We start from the raw sequence: 16,349 nt of genomic DNA, 5'->3' as shown, positions 1-16,349 counted from the left end.
CCGTCCGCTCGATGAAGCCAGTCCGCCTGCCCGCCTCCGCCGTCCTCGCCTTGCCCCGCTGGGGGCTGTTCGCCCTGGCCATGCTGTACATCCTGCCGGGCATCATCGGACGCGAACCGTGGAAGAACGACGACGCGGCCAGCTTCGGCATCATGTGGACGATGGCACATGGCACCTGGCAGGACTGGCTGTGGCCGAACATCGCCGGGCTGTCCGTGCCCGAGGAAGGTCCGCTGGCGTTCTGGCTGGGCGCACTGTGCATCAAGCTGTTCGGCCCCCTGCTGGGCGATGTGCTGGCGGCCCGCGTGGCCACCATCGGCGTGTTCCTGCTGGGCGTGCTCACGCTGTGGTTCGCCACCTTCAACCTGGGCCGCCGGCCCGAGGCGCAGCCGCTGCGGCTGGCCTTCGGCGGCCAGCCCGAGCCGGACGACTTCGGCCGCACGCTCGCCGATGCCGCGCTGCTGATCTATCTGGGCTGCCTGGGCCTGCTCCAGCACAGCCACGAGACCACCTCCGAACCGCTGCAGACCGCACTGCTCACGCTGACGCTGTACCGCGCCATCCGCTACATGGAACTGCCCAGCTGGCGCAACGCCGCGCTGATCGGCATGTCGCTGGGGCTGATGACGCTCACGCGCGGCTGGGTGCCGCCCGTGTTCGTGCTGGCCGCGCTGTTCGTCTGCACCCGTTTCCTGTCGATTCCCGCCGGGCGCGCCCTGCCGCACCTGCTGGCCGCGCTGGCCGTGGCGGTCGGCGTGACGTCGCCGTGGCTGGCGGCCGCCTTCATCGAACGCCCGTATGGCGAAGCGCCGCTGGCCGCGTGGAACGCCTGGAACCTGGCGCAGCTGGCCCTGCCGAGCCTGCGGCCGCTGCGCACTTTCCTCAGCGACGGCGTGTGGTTCTTCTGGCCGGCCTGGCCGTTCGCGCTGTGGGCCGCCTACGCGTGGCGCCGCCAGAGCAACCTGCTGCACATCGTGGTGCCCACGACTTTCGTGATCATCGCCATGGTGCTGCTGTTCGCGCACCCGGCGCCGGAACACGCCCAGCTGCTGCTGCTGATCCCGCCGCTGGCCATCATGGCCGCGTTCGGGCTGCTGACGGTGCAGCGCGGCGCCATCAACGCCATCGACTGGTTCTCCGTGATGGTGCTGACGGTGTGCGCCGCCGTGCTGTGGATCTTCTGGTATGCCCAGGCGACGGGCTGGCCGCCGAAGCCGGCCCACAACGTGCTGCGCCTGATCCCCGGCTATGTGCCGGAAGTGAACTGGCTGGCGCTGGTCGTGGCAATCGCCGCCACGCTGGGCTGGTTCGTGCTGGTGCACTGGCGTGTGTCGCGCCGCCCTTCCGTGCTGTGGCGCGCCGTCGTGCTGTCCTCCGGCGGCGTGATCCTGGTGTGGATCCTGTGGATGACGCTGTTCCTGTCGCTCACCAACTACAACAAGAGCTACGCGACGGTGGCGGGGCAGGTGGCCGCTGCCCTGCCGGCCGATACGGACTGCGTGGCCAGCAATGCCGGCCCGGCCCAGCGCGCGTCGTTCGCCGTCTTCGGCCGGCTGCCGTTCAATGCCGTGGACAACGACCACTGCCGCATCCTGCTGTGGCAGGACAGCACGCGCCTGCAGCGCGACCCGCCCGGCCAGTGGACCCAGCTGTGGGAAGGCCGCCGCGCCAGCGACCGCAGCGAACGCTTCCGCCTGTTCCGCCGCGCAGGTGACTGACCCTGTCCACCGCGGGGTCAGACCCTGACCTGGACACGATCTCATCTGTCAGTAAAGCTCAGCCCGTGTCCTTGTCGGGGTCTGACCCCAGGGTGGACACGAGCCCGTCTGTAACGGCGCCGTGGTGGCGGGATCTTCGGCGCTGCAGGTTGCTGACGCCTTGCCGGAAGCGTTGCCATGCTGTTATGCTGGGGCGTAATTCTTTCCGGTAATGATCATGCTCAGAGCGGTACTTGCAGTGCTGACGACTACGCTGGCGACGGTGGCCACCGCCGCCGCCCCGTCGACCGCTGCCTGGCCGCCCCTGATGATCACGGGCGAGAACACGCCGCCCACCAGCATGCTCGTCGACGGCAAGCCGGCCGGTCGGCAGACCGACAAGGTGCGCGAGATGCTCGAGCGCGCCGGCATTCCCCACAGGATCGATATCCTGCCGTGGAAGCGGGCCTACACGATGGCCCAGCGCGATCCCCTCACCTGCGTCTACAGCACCACCCGCACGACCGAACGCGAGCCGCAGTTCAAATGGGTCGGCCCCATCGTCGAGACGGACTGGGTGCTGATGGGCCGCGCCGACCGCCGCTTCCGCCTGCGCACGCTGGAGGATGCCCGGCCGCTGCGCATCGGCACCTACAACGGCGACGCCCGCGACGAATTCCTGCGCAGCCGCGGCTTCCTCGTCGATCCCGTACAGAACGATGCCGCCAACCCGGACAAGCTGCTGCTCAACCGTATCGACCTGTGGGCCGTGGCGATCCGTCCCGACACGGACATGGCCCGGCAGCTGAGCCGCGACGGCCTGCTGGCACCCGTGCTGGTGTTCAACCGCGTGAAGCTCTATCTCGCCTGCCACAACAGCGTGCCGGACCCGATGATCGCGCACATGAACGCCACGTTCGACACGATGCGCCGCGATGGCACGTTCTCCCGCATCGACCGTCGCTACGGGGCCGGACCGAATGAAAAATAGGCCCTTGCCAGAGCGGCTAGACAGCCTGTCATGCGCCTGCTCGGCAGTATGAAAAATCTGTTGCGCACGGCGTTTTTTCTTCAGGAAACTAAAGACAAAGCTTGTACAGGCCGGTATAGTCCACATATACGCTACGTTGCCGCTCGGCATTAAAGACCGCCACAGGTCGTACATACAAAGCTGTCATCAAGACAGTGCCATGCCCCGCCAGACGACACCCCCGGCAGTGCCCCACTCTGCGTGCCGGATCACGAGGTTCCAGCTGATGCGCCCCACCCATGCGCCCAGCCACCACGACAGCCCCGACATCCGTGTCACTTTCGTAATCGAGTCTGCACATGTTCAATCTCTACAAGCTCCAGCTTGCCCTCAAGAACACCTGGGTGCGCATCGTCCTGCTCGCGCTCGTCGTTGCCGCCATCGTCTTTGCGTTCATCCGCAATGAAACGATGCAGGACAGCAGCCCCGTCGTGCGCTCGCAGGACATCTCGGAAATCACCGCGCTGGTCAACCAGCGCGAGAAGCTCGATTACCTGCTGATTGCCCGTCCGCTGTCGGATGCGCCGCGTTACATCTACAAGTTCAAGGGCGAACAGAAGCTGCACGTGGTGAAGGTGCCCAGCACTTCCCACCTGAGCCTGGAACGCGAGGTCCTGCTGCGCAACGCGCTGCCGTACGCGATCGCCAAGGACGAATACCTGGCCGCCCACAAGTCCGTGCTGCTCGACGATGGCGGCACGATGGCGGAAGTGACGGCCTTCGTGCAGCGCCATGCGTTCGACATCTTCGTCGTGGCGCTGCTGCTGTTCGTGCTCAAGTTCGGCATTCCGGGCATGGGCGGCGCTTCGGCTGCCGTGATCACGCCGGACAAGCTGAAGGGCTCGCTGGACGACCTGATCGGCATGGAAGACATCAAGCAGGAAGTGCTGCACCTGGAAGACATGATCCGCAACCGCGATCTGTACAAGCAGCACAATATCGACAAGCCGTTCAACGTGATGCTGACCGGCCCTGCCGGCACCGGTAAAACCAAGCTGGCCGGCTACCTGGCCAAGCGCCTGAACTATCCGCTGATTTCGGCATCGGGCTCGGCGCTGGAATCGGGCTACATCGGCGGCGGGTCGAAATCGCTGAACGCGCTGTACCGCAAGGCTGCCGCCCGCGGCAACTGCATCATCTTCCTCGACGAGGCGCAGGCGCTGTTCATGCCGCGCGGCCGCGGCGAGAAGAAGTGGGAAGACGACACGGCCAACACGCTGCTCGGCCTGCTGGACGGCGTGAAGAGCGACGAGGGTAAAGGCGTGATCTGGGTGGTGGCCTCGAACTTCGACGACAACAACTCGCAGATGGACGAAGCGATGCTGCGCCGCTTCTCCGTGAAGATCAATTTCCGCCTGCCGAACAAGCAGGAACGCAAGGCCCTGCTGGGCTCCTTCCTGAACCGCAAGGAAGAAGGCCTGGTCGACTGGCGCGACATGGACCTGGACCAGGTGGCCGAGATCACGCAGAACCTGTCGCCGGCGCTGCTGGAGACGGTGGTCGACCGGGCCTCGCTGCTGTCGATCCAGGACAAGACCGTGATCAACACCGACCTGATGTTCCGCGCCTTCGAGCGCGCCACGATCGGCCTGACGGACCGCGCCACGACGGCCGAGAAGACCCGCCAGCGCGAGCGCATCGCCCTGCACGAGCTGGGCCACTTCTTCATGCAGATCGACCCTTACCTGCGCGCCGGCCTGAGCCTGGCCGAAGTGAAGGAAAAGTCGCACCTGCTGAAGATCAGCACGGAATCCGTGTCGAAGCTGAACGCGCTGGGCTATGTGCTGTCCGCCGGCGACGACATGTCGCTGCGCACGCTGGAAGAAATGGAACGCGACGTGATGCAGCTGTACGGCGGCGTCGCGGCCGAAGAGCTGTTCTACGGCGCCCGCGGCATCTCGGTGGGCAGCCAGAACGACATCCAGAAGGCCACGTCGATGCTCGACATGATGGTCAACCGCCTGTCGATGTACTCGCGCTCGAAGCTGGACTACAGCCAGTTCAAGAACGAGACGAGCGGCGAGCACACGCTGGTGCAGGTGGAAGCCAAGGCGGACGAGCTGTACTGCGACACGCTCAAATCCATCGGCGACTACCGCGATGTGATGGAATCGCTGAAGGACGTGCTGATGGAACGCTACGTGCTCACCAAGGACGACGTGTTCGAACTGCTGGAAGAACGCCTCGACCCTGAACCGCTGCGCCTGGCTGCATAAGCTTCACCAGATACGACAAGGCCCGCTTCAAGCGGGCCTTTTTCATGACGGTCCCGTTCCGCCACTGGCGAGGTCGGGAACGGCGGCCGGGCAGCGGGGTCCGGCATCGCCATCGAAGCGACACGAAGCAGTGCTGGCGCCCGCAGCGGTGCCTGACCCCAGCCTTCTGCCTGCGTCATCATTGCCTGCGCCGTCATCCCTCAACGCCGCGCAATCATCTGCACGTTCAGGTCATTGACCGCCACGCGCGCATCCGGCAGGCGCTCGAAGTTGTTGATGGTGACTTCCTCGCCACTGTCGCGGAACGTCATGTACGCGCCGCCGTCGGTGACGAACGCGCCCGGCCCGATCGGACGCAGCCGCACGGTGGCGGGACGCATGCCATTGCTATCGTCGCGCTGCTGCGAACGCAGCGACGACTTCAGCTGCACGAAGTAATGGTTGCCGCGCTGCGTGAACGTGGCCACCTGGCCGTTGGTCAGCGCGTAGCTGTTGGCAAATTCAGTGAACTCGCTCACGCCCAGTGCATACGTGCCGCGTGCCGGTCCGGGCACGGCAACCGACTGGTCCGGCTGGGCCGGGCTCTGCGCCTGCACGGCAAAGGTGGCGCCGAACGTGGCGATGGCGAGCGCTGCGCTGATGATCGATTTTTTCATGGTGGTCTCTCTGGAGGATGGTTGCCTGGTCATCGCCGCCTCTCGTAATGTGCGGCAACGGGTACAAGGTAACAAAAGGACATCCACCAGCGCACCGGCAAGCGACGAAGCGCACAAAACGCGGGATGAACTGCACGCCGCCCCGCATGGAGCGGCGAATGGCCGGGCATGTGCGGACGTTCCGCCGGCCGGACGGTCAGAGCGCAGCGCTACACGCCATCGGTGGACCGGCTGACGGCTTCCCCGGCATCGAGCTCCGCTGAAAAATCGGCGAGCTGCTGCCGGATCAGCTGCAGCGCATCGCTGCCGAGCACCAGATGCGCCGGTGGCGCAGGATGCGCGAGCAGGTCGAGGATGGCGCGCGCCGCCTTGTGCGGATCGCCCGGCTGCGCGCCGCTCCTGCTCGCGCGCGCCGCGCGGATCGGATCGAACAGCGCATCGTAATCGTCGATGCTGCGCGGACTGCGCCCCATCGAGCGGCCCGCCCAGTCGGTGCGGAACGATCCGGGCGCTACGGCCGTCACCACTATGCCGAAAGCCGCCACTTCCTTGCGTAGCACGCCCGTGATGCCTTCCAGCGCGAACTTGCTGCCGCAGTACCAGGCGATGCCGGGCATGGTGATGTGTCCGCCCATCGACGTGATACTGATGATCTGGCCGCTGCGGCGGGTGCGCATGAACGGCAGCACGGCCTGCGTGACGGCGACCGTGCCGAACACATTGACACGGAACTGCCGCGTCATCTCCTCGAGCGGCGATTCCTCGAAAATGCCTTCATGGCCGTAGCCGGCATTGTTGACCAGCACATCGATCGGCCCGGATCGTTCTTCCACGCCCGCGATGATCGGCGCGACGGCATCGAGGTCGGCGATGTCGAGCAGGACCGCCTGCGCACGGCCGGGTGCCTGCGCTTCGAACGCTTCCCTCGCCTCATCGTTGCGCACCGTACCGGTCACCCGATGCCCCCGCCGCAGCGCCTCGGCGGCGATCGCCCGGCCGAAGCCGCTGCTGACACCCGTGATGAAAATGTGTTTGTCGTTCATGGCCGCTCCCTGTGTGGAAAGCCGCGATGATGCGTCGATTGCGCCACGACGGACAGGGGACATCGTCTGCAATGCTTGCCTGATTCTCTGACACATCGCCGCTGAATAATCGATGGCAGCCGAAGCTGCGATACTACGACCATGAACCGATCCTCTGACGAGACCGTCCGGCAGCGCATGGTGGCACTGCTGCGCCAGCTGGCGACGGCCGAAGGCTACAATCTCACCGGCCTGCCCGATGTGCGCCTGCTGCGCTCGGACCGCCTGCTCGAGCGCACGCCCGTGCTGTACGACCCGGGCATCGTCATCGTCTGCCAGGGACGCAAGCGCGGCTGGCTCGGCGACAAGCTGTATCTGTACGACGCGCAGCACTACCTGGCGGTGGCCGTGCCGGTGCCGTTCACGATGGAGACCGATGCGAGCACCGACGAGCCCCTGCTGGCGATCTACCTGCATCTCGATTTCGCGGTGGTGGCCGACCTGCTGCTCGCACTGCCGCCATCGCAGACCGGCGCTGCGCGCAGCATGGTGTCCAGTCCGATGGACGGGCGGCTGCAGCAGGTTGTCCTGCGCCTGCTGGAAGCGCTCGCCGATCCACTCGACGCGCAGGTGCTGGGGCCGGCGCTGGTGCGCGAACTGTACTACCGCGTGCTCACCGGCGAGCAGGGCCATGTGCTGCGCGCGGCGCTGGCACAGCAGGGCCGCTTCAGCCACATCGCGCGCGCGGTGCGCCGCATCCATGCCGATTACGCCCGGCCGCTTGCCGTGGCGTGGCTCGCGCAGGAGGCGTCGATGAGCGTGGCGACCTTCCATCTGCACTTCAAGACCGTCACCGGCAGCGCGCCGCTGCAGTACATCAAGTCGGTGCGGCTGCACCAGGCGCGCCTGCTGATGGTCCGTGCCGGCATGGCCGCGGCGGTTGCGGCGGCAGCCGTCGGCTATGACAGCCCGTCGCAGTTCAGCCGCGAATTCCGTCGCCTGTTCGGCAGGCCGCCCGGCGAGGAGGCCGACCGCCTGCGCAGCGGCTTCGCGCTGCCGCCACCCGTCGATTCCGCTTACGTGTCTTCACATTAGCTGGAGTGGCATGTGCGGTACCACCATTTCGGTGGACTACCAGTCCGACGGCTGGTCAGGATACGCATCGCGTATCAGATAGCAGGAGAGCACATCGGGAGCGCTCGCCGTAAACTTGCCAGCCTTGTGCTCGCGATACCTGGACTCATTTCGGTAGCCCCATACCTCCCAACCCATGTCCGTGGGCTCACCGGCGTGGTGGTTCAGTGACACTACTTCGTAGCGACACTTCGCCGACAAGTGATTGAAGTGAAAGGTAATCCGGTCGCCGTTTCGATCGATGATCCGGTAGCGCCCCGCTGGGCACTGGCTGAAGGTCGTCAGCCAGGCCAGCGTCTTGGGCGTGATGGTCAACGTACCGTAACAGGCGCGGCCGGTGCCAAGGAAGCGGCTGGTTGGCGGCAGCTCGACGGCGCCGGCCAGGCTGGCAGACAGACAGACAGCGGCAATGCAGATGTTCAGGCGGTGCATTGTTCATCTCCGGTTCGGCTTTGCCTGATCACCTCCAGGCAATAACTCAGTTTCTGGCTGTATAGCGAATCATCGACGTGGATACAAGACGTGGGAGGAACGCCTGGTCATTGTGGCACCCGCACGACAGCCGTTGACTCGCATGCATCGCCCAATCGCAGCCCGCCCCGGGCGGTGCCGAATCTATATGAAGTTGATATACATTCTTCCAAAAATGCCACTGGCTCACGGGCGGCGCGCGACCTAGAATTTCCGGCTGGGATCGACCATTGGCCGCGCGCGTACGCGAAGACCGGTCGATTTCAACCAAAACAATACTCCTGGAGACCCCATGAAACAGACCACCCTGAGCGTGCTGGTACGCTCGCTCTTCCTTCTCCCCGTCGTGCCCGCAGCCTTTGCGCAACAGGCCGAACCGGCCGCGCCCGCTGCCGGCAGCGACACGGCCGTCCAGCAGGTGACCGTGTCCGGCATCCGCGCCTCGGTGCGCAGCGCGCTGGCCGTGAAGGAGAACTCGAACAGCATCGTCGAGGTGGTGTCGTCCGAAGACATCGGCAAGCTGCCGGACACGACGATCGCCGAATCGCTGGCCCGCCTGCCCGGCCTGGCCGCCGGCCTCGACCGCGGCAACGCCAGCCAGATCGTGGCGCGCGGCCTCGGCGAGCGCTTCATCGGCGCCACGCTGAACGGCCGCGAGCTGGCCTCGTCGGAACCGAACCGCGCGGTGCGCTTCGAACAGTTCCCGTCCGAGTCGCTGAGCGGCGCCATCGTCTACAAGACGCAGAATGCCGACCTGGTCGAAGGCGGCATCGCCACGACGATCGACCTGCAGACCGTGCAGCCGCTGAAGTACAAGGGCCGCCAGGCGTCCATCAAGGCCGATGCGCTGTACTACCCGCTAGCGAAGGATGTCGACGAGAAGAGCGTGCGGCCGCGCCTGGGCGGCATCTACATCGACCAGTTCGCCAACCGGACGATCGGCGTGGCGGTGGCCGCCAGCTACCAGAAGCAGCCGTCGATCGAGGAGCGCAAGAACCACTGGGGCTTCAACGAGGACCACTCGGTCGACCTGAACGGCGACGGCAAGGTGGACAAGACGCCGTGGGGCTTCGAGGACGAACTCAAGAAAGGCACCAACGAGCGCGCCAGCATCCTCGGCAAGGTCGAGTGGCAGGCCAGCCCGGATGCGCTGCTCACCGCCGACATCTACTACGCCAAGAACAAGATCCGCGAGCCGAGCGTGCAGCACTGGACGGGCGACCTGGGCAACTGGGACGGCGCGCAGAGCGCCAATTACTCCGGCCTCGACATCCGCGACGGCTACGTGGTGGGCGCCACCTTCCGCGACGTGACCGTCTCCACGCACAGCACGCGCTGGATCCAGGACATGGACAACCTGGCCGGCGGCCTGAACGGCAAGTTCAACGTGGGCGACTGGAAGGTCGATGCCGACGTGGCCGTCTCCCGCGCCGGGCGCGACAGCCAGTGGGCCGACGTGCGCCAGACCTCCGGCCCGGGCACGCTGTCCTGGTCCTTCACGGGCAACGAACAGCAGTCATACTCGTTCAGCCAGGACACCGGCAACCTCGCCAACTTCGGCACGCCGTCCCTGTACATCGACGCCGACGGCCACGTCAACGACCGCCTGAACTCGGCCCAGCTGAGCGCCGCCCGTCCGCTGGAACTGGGCCCCGTCAGCCGCATCAAGGTCGGTGCCCGTTTCGCCGACCGCGAGAAGTCGTTCCACCAGACGACCTGGAACATCTCGCCCACCACCGCATCGATCCCGGCCGGTGCCTACGACACGCTGCGCGTCGGCGACTACTTCCCGGCCCTGATGCTGCGCGACTTCGAAGGCACCGTGGCGTCCACGTTCGGCGCCGGTGCGCTGTCGCCGGACGGGCGCGTGCAGACCACCACCGACCTGCTGGCCGGCTGGAAGGTGAAGGAACGCACCAGCGCGGTGTACGCGCAGGCCGATCTCGAAGGCGAGCTGTTCGGCCTGACGTTCCGCGGCAATGCCGGCGTGCGCGTCGTGCACACCAAGCAGACCGGCGAAGGCATGGAGTCGCGCAACGGTGCGGCACCGACCGACGTGGCAGGCGGCGCGTCGTATACGAAGGCCCTGCCCAGTGCCAACCTGATCTTCAACCTGGACGAAGCGCAGAAGCACCAGCTGCGCTTCAGCGTGGCCCGCGCCATGTCGCGCGCGCCGATGGACGAGATGCGCGCCTCGCGCCAGCTCTCCGTCGATACGACGCCGGGTTCGAGCCAGCCGCTGACGGGCAGCGCCGGCAACCCGGGCCTGCTGCCGATGATGGCCAACCAGGTCGACCTGTCCTACCAGTGGTACTTCGACAAGGGCGCGCTGCTGTCGGCCGGCCTGTTCTACAAGAACATCGGCACCTACATCGGCATCACCACGGACACGACGACGATCGATGGCCGCCAGGCCGTCATCACCCGCTCGATCAACGGCGAAGGCGGCTATGTGCGCGGGCTGGAACTGGTCTACCAGCAGGCCTTCACCAGCCTGCCGGCACCGTTCGACGGCCTGGGCCTGTCGGCCAACTTCTCGTACAACGAGAGCGATATCCGCGAGTACACCAACAACTTCCCGATGGAAGGGCTGATGAAGCAGAACGGCGGCTTCACGCTGTGGTACGAGAAGAACGGCTTCGAGGCGCGCCTCTCGGCCAACTACCACAGCCCGTTCGTGCGCATGCCGCGCTGGACCGCCGGCTACCTGATCGAGAACGACGAGGAGACCTACGTCACCGCCAACTTCTCGCAGTACCTCACGCCACAGCTGCAGCTGCGCGTGGGCCTGGACAACATCACCAACCAGAAGGTGATCCACACCCAGGCCGGCAACCGCTACATGCAGAACGTGATGGAGTACGGCCGCCGCTACAACATCGGGCTGAGCTACAAGTTCTGAGCGCCAAGTCCTGACCTGCAGCCGGGGGCGCCTGCCCCCGCGCTGCTTCTTCAGCGCCGCAGCCCGAACGCTTCGCGCAGCGCGCCGAGCATCGCCTCGGCCGCTGGCGACAGGCGGTGGTGACGGCGCGTGATGAAACCGTAGGGATCCATGCGCAGGTGCAGGTCGAACGGCAGCACGGCCAGCGCGCCGCTGTCGAGCTGCGGCCGGGCCAGTTCGAGGGACATCGGCGCCACCATGTCGCTGCTCATCAGCAGCGAAGTCACGACGGGTATCGCCATCGTCGACACGATCTCGGCCGGTTCGGCCAGGCCCTGCGACAGGAACAGGGCACTCATCCTGTCGCGCACCACGCTGCCGGTGGGCGGCAGGATCCACGCCTGCTGCACCAGCTGCGCCAGTTCGAGCGGACCGGCCGCCAGCAGCGGGTGCCCGGCCCGCACCAGCAGGCTGTGGGGTTCGTCGGTGATCGGCTCGAAGCAGAATTCACCGGCGCCGGACGGCTCGTAGATCCGGCCGATGACGATGTCCAGTGCGCCGCTGCGCAGCTGTTCCACCAGCTGCTTACTGCTGTCCACTTCGATCGACACGTTCAGGCGCATATGGCGCCGCTTCAACAGGGCCATCGCGGCCGGCACCAGCGTGGTCGATGGCGTGAGGATGGCGCCGACCGCCACGCTGCCGCGCAGGCCCGACGCCAGCTCCATCACTTCCTGGTGCGCCGCATCCATCTCGGCCAGCGCGGCACTGGCGCGCCGGATCAGCACCTTGCCATACCAGGTGGGCTCGACACCGCGCGGCATCCGGTCGAACAGGGGCACGCCCAGTGCATGTTCCAGCTCGCCCAGCAGTTTCGAGGCGGCCGGCTGCGTGAGTTTAGCGGCCTGCGCCGCGTGCATGATCGAGCCATGGCGCCCCAGCTCGACCAGCAGCACCATGTGGCGGGTCTTCAGGTAGCTGCGAACGAAACGTTCGGAACGTGTGTCAAGCATGTGGTCTCCGCCATCGGCAGCGCGCGAACGCGTGCCGCTCTCGTGATTCGGTATTGCCATGGTGGCAGCTGCGTTACGCAGGCCAGGTGTCCAATGTCGGTGTCCGTGCTGCGGCGGTGTCATTTCCGTTTTGGCACGAACGTTCGGTGATTCTCGTGAATGCAGTATAGCTGTTGATCGGCGGAAAATTGGCAGTCCGGCATGCGCGGGCCGCGCGTCATGTGGGTTGCTTGCAACTGGCGAACACCTATCGTCCCCCATGCATGCAGCGGCAGAGCCGGGTGCAGTCCTACATCGGCAAGCGAAACCGTCCCACTTGTCGCCTGGTGGCGACAAGCCGCATCTCTTTATACTGGAACCAGAAGATGGCTCGTGCGCAGCCATGGAAAACCAGCCGGGTAACGGGAGGAAGATCATGGGCAAACCATGCGAAATAATGGTCGTCGACGACAATCTCGATGCTGCGTCGACCCTGTCCGAGCTGGTGCAGTGCCTGGGCTACAAGGTGGAAGTGGCGCATGACGGCGTGGAAGCGCTGGACAAGCTGCAGGCCTTCCACCCCAGCATCGTGTTCCTCGATATCGGCATGCCCCGCATGGACGGGTTCGAGCTGGCGCGCCGCATCCGCTCGAATGCCGAACTGGCCTCGGCCTACCTGGTTTCCGTGTCGGGCTGGAACGATCCGGCCACCGCGGCCCGCGCGCAGGCCGCCGGCATCGACCTGCATGTGCGCAAGCCCATCAGCCTGGAACAGATCCAGTCGACACTGGCGCATTGCGAACAGTGAGGCGTCGATGGCCACCTGTGCCGGCGGCGCTTTCACGGGCAGAACCACGCGGGATATGCCGGCCGCGTGACTGCCAGCGGCAGCCATGCGAGCCTCGTCGCCGCGCCGCTGCATGCGCGCAGCGGGAGCTCTGCAGGGTTGCCGGTCCTGCACAAATCAGTGATAATGCACGTCGCGTTGCCGGGATGGCGGAATAGGTAGACGCACCGGACTCAAAATCCGGCGCCGCAAGGCGTACCGGTTCGATTCCGGTTCCCGGCACCACGAACGAATACAAGGAAGTCCAGCAGCCCGCCCGTTTCTCTCCATGGCGGGCTTTTTTGCGCCCGTTCGCACGCGCACCGGCAATCGCCTGTCGCATCGCACGCGTCACGGATGCGGCAGGCGCGGCAGCGTCACGGTGAACACGCTGCCCCGGCCGGCACCTGCGCTGTGCACGGCGACCGTTCCGTGGTGCAGCTCCACGATGTGCTTGACCAGCGCCAGCCCGATGCCCAGTCCGCCCTGGGCCCGGTCCGGCGTCGGCGTGGCCTGGGTGAACAGCTGGAAGGCGTTGGCCTGCAGTTGCGCGCTCATGCCAATGCCGTTGTCGGTAACGGTCAGCACGATCCGCGCATCGTCCAGCGCGAGCGTCACCTGGACATGGCCGTGATCCGGCGTGTACTTCGCCGCATTGCTCAGCAGGTTCGCCACCACCTGCACCAGCCGCTTGCGGTCACCCGCCACGACAGCCGTCACATCGGGAAGCTGCACGTCCACCCGATGCTGCCGCGCCTCGAGCATTGGCGTGACCTGCTCCAGCGCGTCCTGCACCACGGCTGCCATCGGCGTGGGCAGGCTGTCGAGCGTGACCAGGCCCCGCGTCACCCGCGAGACGTCGAGCAGATCGTTGACGAGGCCGGTGATATGGCCGATCTGGCGGCGGATGACGGTACTCACGCGGTGAATCCCGGCAGCATCGAGCTTGCCGAGCGCCAGCAGTTCCGCGGCCGTGCCGATCGGCGCCAGCGGATTGCGCAGTTCATGCGACAGCATCGCCAGGAATTCGTCCTTGTGCCGGGCTTCCTGGCGCAGGGTTTCCTCGACCTTCCGATGCGCCAGGTATTGCTCCGTGACGTCGGTGCCTTCGACGAAAATGCCTTCGACCGTGCCGTCACGCCCGATGATCGGCTGATAGATGAAGTTCATGAAGCATTCGGTCAGCGCTTCATCCGGACCACGGCGGAAGCTGGCCGGCATGCCGTAGGCAACGAACGGCTTGCCGGTGCGGTACACCTCGTCGAGCATTGCCACGAACCCCTGCTGGTCCGCCTCCGGCACTGCCTCGCGCACGGTCTTGCCCACATAGTCGCGGGCGCCCATCAGCTCGGTGATCGCATCGTTGACCAGTTCGTAGACATGGTCCGGCCCGCGCAGCACGGCCATGAAACTCGGCGCCTGCTGGAACAGCATCTGCAGACGGTCGATATCGGCGTTCAGCGAGAGATTGGTTTCGTATACGTCCTGGGCCCGCGCGAAGATGCCGGTCTGCTCGGGTACCAGCGCCAGCGGCACCACGCCGCGCGTGGCCTCGCGCAGGCGCTCCAGTTCCGTGACGTCGATGGGATGCTGGAGAACGTACTCGACCGATCCGTCGGCGCCGAACACGGGGCTGTGGGTGATGCTCCAGTAGCGCGTTTCCTGTCCCCCGCCTTCCGCGGCCGGGCGCGGGATGTCGAAGCGCAGCAGCGCCATCGTGTCCGTTTTGCCGGTGCGGATCACCCGCTGGAACGACGTGACCGCCTGCTTCAGGGTCTCCGGATCGGTGGGAAACGCATCCCAGGCCCAGCGCCCGACGATGTCGTCCAGCTCGCGCCGGGTGGACAGCAGGTAGGTACGGTTCGCCCAGGCGATGTTCAGCTCCCGGTCAAGCAGGAGATAGGGGTTGGGAGAGGCGTCGAACATGGCCCGGAAGGAGGAATCGGAAGGTGACATTGGCAGCCGCTTGAATGCTCGGGCAGTCTCCGCCACCCGTCGTGCTGCCACTTTATTGGGCGGGCACCGCATGGTCGGTTCGGTCGCGCACTGTTCGACGGCCCCAGTGGATCAGGCACACTGGGCAGCTGGCGTGCCCGGCTGCGATCACTTCACCTGGAACTGGCGTCCATCCTTCGGAATATCGATCAGGAACGTCGTGCCGCGCTCGGCACTGCTGTCGACGTTGATGCTGCCGCCGTGACTTTCCGCGACCGCGCGGACATAGGGCAGGCCGACACCCCAGCCCTGCTTCACCCCTCGCTGTGCACTCTGCGAGCGGCAATACATCTGGAAAATGCTTTCCTGCTCGAGCGGCGGAATCGGACTGCCTTCATTATGGACAGAGAGCAGCAGCCGCTCGTATGCAGACCTGGTGTGGACGGTGATGGGCCCACCCGGCCTGCCATATTTCACGGCATTGGAGATCAGGTTTTCGAGTGCCCTTTTCAGGGCGGGGCGGTCCCACCATCCGGTAACCGCATCGCCGGTGACGCGGATACGCGGGCCGTGCGTTGCAATGGCATCGGTCTGCACCTCCTTGATGACCTCCCGGATGTCGACCGAAGTGATCGTCAGGTGGACGCTCTGCCCCGCCTGGAATGCCATGGTATCGAGCAGTTCACCGATCATGGCGTTGATCCGCTCCGCGTTGGTCAATGCCTTGGCGGCAGCGACCTTGATGGTGGTGACGTCGTTCGCCAGCAGGATGAGCTCGAGCGCGGCGATGTTGACACCCAGTGGCGTGCGCAGGTCGTGCATCAGGGCTGCGGCAAAGCGTTCCCTGAATCCAGTCTGTACCAGGGCAAACGCCCCGACGGCTTCGCGGATGCCGGCATCGATCGATGCATGGATCGCGTGCGTCTGGGGGCGATCCAGGGTCACGTTTTCTTCGAACAGCACATCGAGTATCGCCCAGCGGAGGATCTGATACTCCTCCACGAGTGCCGCCTGGTCGTAGGAAGTGAGTCGCGCGCGCTCGCCGCCATGCTCCGATGCCGTCGTGCTGCCGTCCACCGCCAGGGCGCGCGAATCGCAGGGGTCGACGCTCTCGACGATCTTGCGATAGAAGACCGGCAGGGTATCGATCAGGATCGGCTGCTGCAGATCGCGCACCTGGGGAATGGACGCGCGAACCCGCTCGGCCCACGTGGCCAAGACCCTGTCCTGGAGCGACAGCATACGGTCGGCGAGCGCCGATGATCCGGGTTGGGCACTGGCCAGGTCGTTTCGCAATGTCATCAATTCATCGGAAAAGTGGGATCGGCACGTCTAGAGTAGCGCATTGGCTGGTCCGGGCTACAACAATGTGAAAAATTCGCGTCGCCGAGTCACTTTTTGGCGGGTGCTGCCAGCTCGCTCGGCCGATAACTGCTACCATGTCTAGCTTGTATATTTTCACCAACAAGGTTGCCTTTCAGGCAATGCC

The 16,349-nt window shown here is 65.7% G+C and carries 12 protein-coding genes and 1 tRNA gene; 7 read left to right on the top strand and 6 right to left on the bottom strand.

Going from position 1 to position 16,349, the window contains the following annotated elements; genetic code table 11:
- Positions 1–11: 11 nt before the first annotated feature.
- From IP91_RS10100 to IP91_RS10090, 3 genes are all read left to right on the top strand, one after another.
- A complete protein-coding gene (locus IP91_RS10100) occupies positions 12–1,718 on the top strand; it encodes an ArnT family glycosyltransferase (RefSeq protein WP_145648848.1) in 1,707 nt (568 codons plus the stop codon).
- Between the two features lie 217 nt (positions 1,719–1,935).
- Complete coding sequence (locus IP91_RS10095) at positions 1,936–2,688, top strand: substrate-binding periplasmic protein (RefSeq protein WP_229474238.1); 753 nt, start codon at positions 1,936–1,938, stop codon at positions 2,686–2,688.
- A gap of 338 nt (positions 2,689–3,026) precedes the next feature.
- Positions 3,027–4,943 carry an AAA family ATPase gene (locus tag IP91_RS10090; protein ID WP_145648847.1) on the top strand — a complete coding sequence of 639 codons (1,917 nt, stop codon included), beginning with the start codon at positions 3,027–3,029 and terminating at the stop codon, positions 4,941–4,943.
- Between the two features lie 200 nt (positions 4,944–5,143).
- On the opposite strand, the gene IP91_RS10085 is transcribed toward IP91_RS10090, so the two are convergent.
- Positions 5,144–5,599 carry a hypothetical protein gene (locus IP91_RS10085; RefSeq protein WP_145648846.1) on the bottom strand — a complete coding sequence of 152 codons (456 nt, stop codon included), beginning with the start codon at positions 5,597–5,599 and terminating at the stop codon, positions 5,144–5,146.
- 209 nt (positions 5,600–5,808) lie between these two features.
- Positions 5,809–6,642 (bottom strand): oxidoreductase, encoded by an 834-nt coding sequence (locus IP91_RS10080; RefSeq protein WP_145648845.1) that lies wholly within the window; start codon positions 6,640–6,642, stop codon positions 5,809–5,811.
- A gap of 141 nt (positions 6,643–6,783) precedes the next feature.
- Here IP91_RS10080 and IP91_RS10075 point away from each other — a divergent pair, with 141 nt between their 5' ends.
- A complete protein-coding gene (locus IP91_RS10075) occupies positions 6,784–7,716 on the top strand; it encodes an AraC family transcriptional regulator (protein ID WP_229474236.1) in 933 nt (310 codons plus the stop codon).
- A gap of 36 nt (positions 7,717–7,752) precedes the next feature.
- On the opposite strand, the gene IP91_RS10070 is transcribed toward IP91_RS10075, so the two are convergent.
- Positions 7,753–8,187: a hypothetical protein gene (locus IP91_RS10070; RefSeq protein WP_145648844.1), complete on the bottom strand. Its 435-nt coding sequence runs from the start codon at positions 8,185–8,187 to the stop codon at positions 7,753–7,755.
- Between the two features lie 331 nt (positions 8,188–8,518).
- Here IP91_RS10070 and IP91_RS10065 point away from each other — a divergent pair, with 331 nt between their 5' ends.
- Entirely contained in the window at positions 8,519–11,128 is a 2,610-nt protein-coding gene (locus tag IP91_RS10065; protein ID WP_145648843.1) for a TonB-dependent receptor, read from the top strand.
- Positions 11,129–11,178: 50 nt separating this feature from the next.
- Here the strand turns inward: IP91_RS10065 and IP91_RS10060 are convergent, their stop codons facing one another.
- A complete protein-coding gene (locus IP91_RS10060; protein ID WP_145648842.1) occupies positions 11,179–12,120 on the bottom strand; it encodes a LysR substrate-binding domain-containing protein in 942 nt (313 codons plus the stop codon).
- Between the two features lie 415 nt (positions 12,121–12,535).
- Here IP91_RS10060 and IP91_RS26010 point away from each other — a divergent pair, with 415 nt between their 5' ends.
- Both IP91_RS26010 and IP91_RS10050 read left to right on the top strand, forming a co-directional pair.
- A complete protein-coding gene (locus IP91_RS26010) occupies positions 12,536–12,907 on the top strand; it encodes a response regulator (protein WP_158643123.1) in 372 nt (123 codons plus the stop codon).
- Between the two features lie 179 nt (positions 12,908–13,086).
- Positions 13,087–13,171: transfer RNA gene (locus IP91_RS10050), tRNA-Leu, on the top strand.
- A gap of 105 nt (positions 13,172–13,276) precedes the next feature.
- On the opposite strand, the gene IP91_RS10045 is transcribed toward IP91_RS10050, so the two are convergent.
- Both IP91_RS10045 and IP91_RS10040 read right to left on the bottom strand, forming a co-directional pair.
- Positions 13,277–14,851 carry a sensor histidine kinase gene (locus IP91_RS10045; RefSeq protein WP_158643122.1) on the bottom strand — a complete coding sequence of 525 codons (1,575 nt, stop codon included), beginning with the start codon at positions 14,849–14,851 and terminating at the stop codon, positions 13,277–13,279.
- Positions 14,852–15,028: 177 nt separating this feature from the next.
- Complete coding sequence (locus IP91_RS10040) at positions 15,029–16,162, bottom strand: sensor histidine kinase (protein ID WP_229474234.1); 1,134 nt, start codon at positions 16,160–16,162, stop codon at positions 15,029–15,031.
- Between the last annotated feature and the right edge of the window lie 187 nt (positions 16,163–16,349).

Source organism: Pseudoduganella lurida (genome assembly GCF_007830455.1).
Taxonomy (GTDB): domain Bacteria; phylum Pseudomonadota; class Gammaproteobacteria; order Burkholderiales; family Burkholderiaceae_D; genus Rugamonas; species Rugamonas lurida.
The sequence above is the reverse complement of the archived record's forward strand: the minus strand, read 5'-3'. Positions and strand labels throughout refer to the sequence as shown.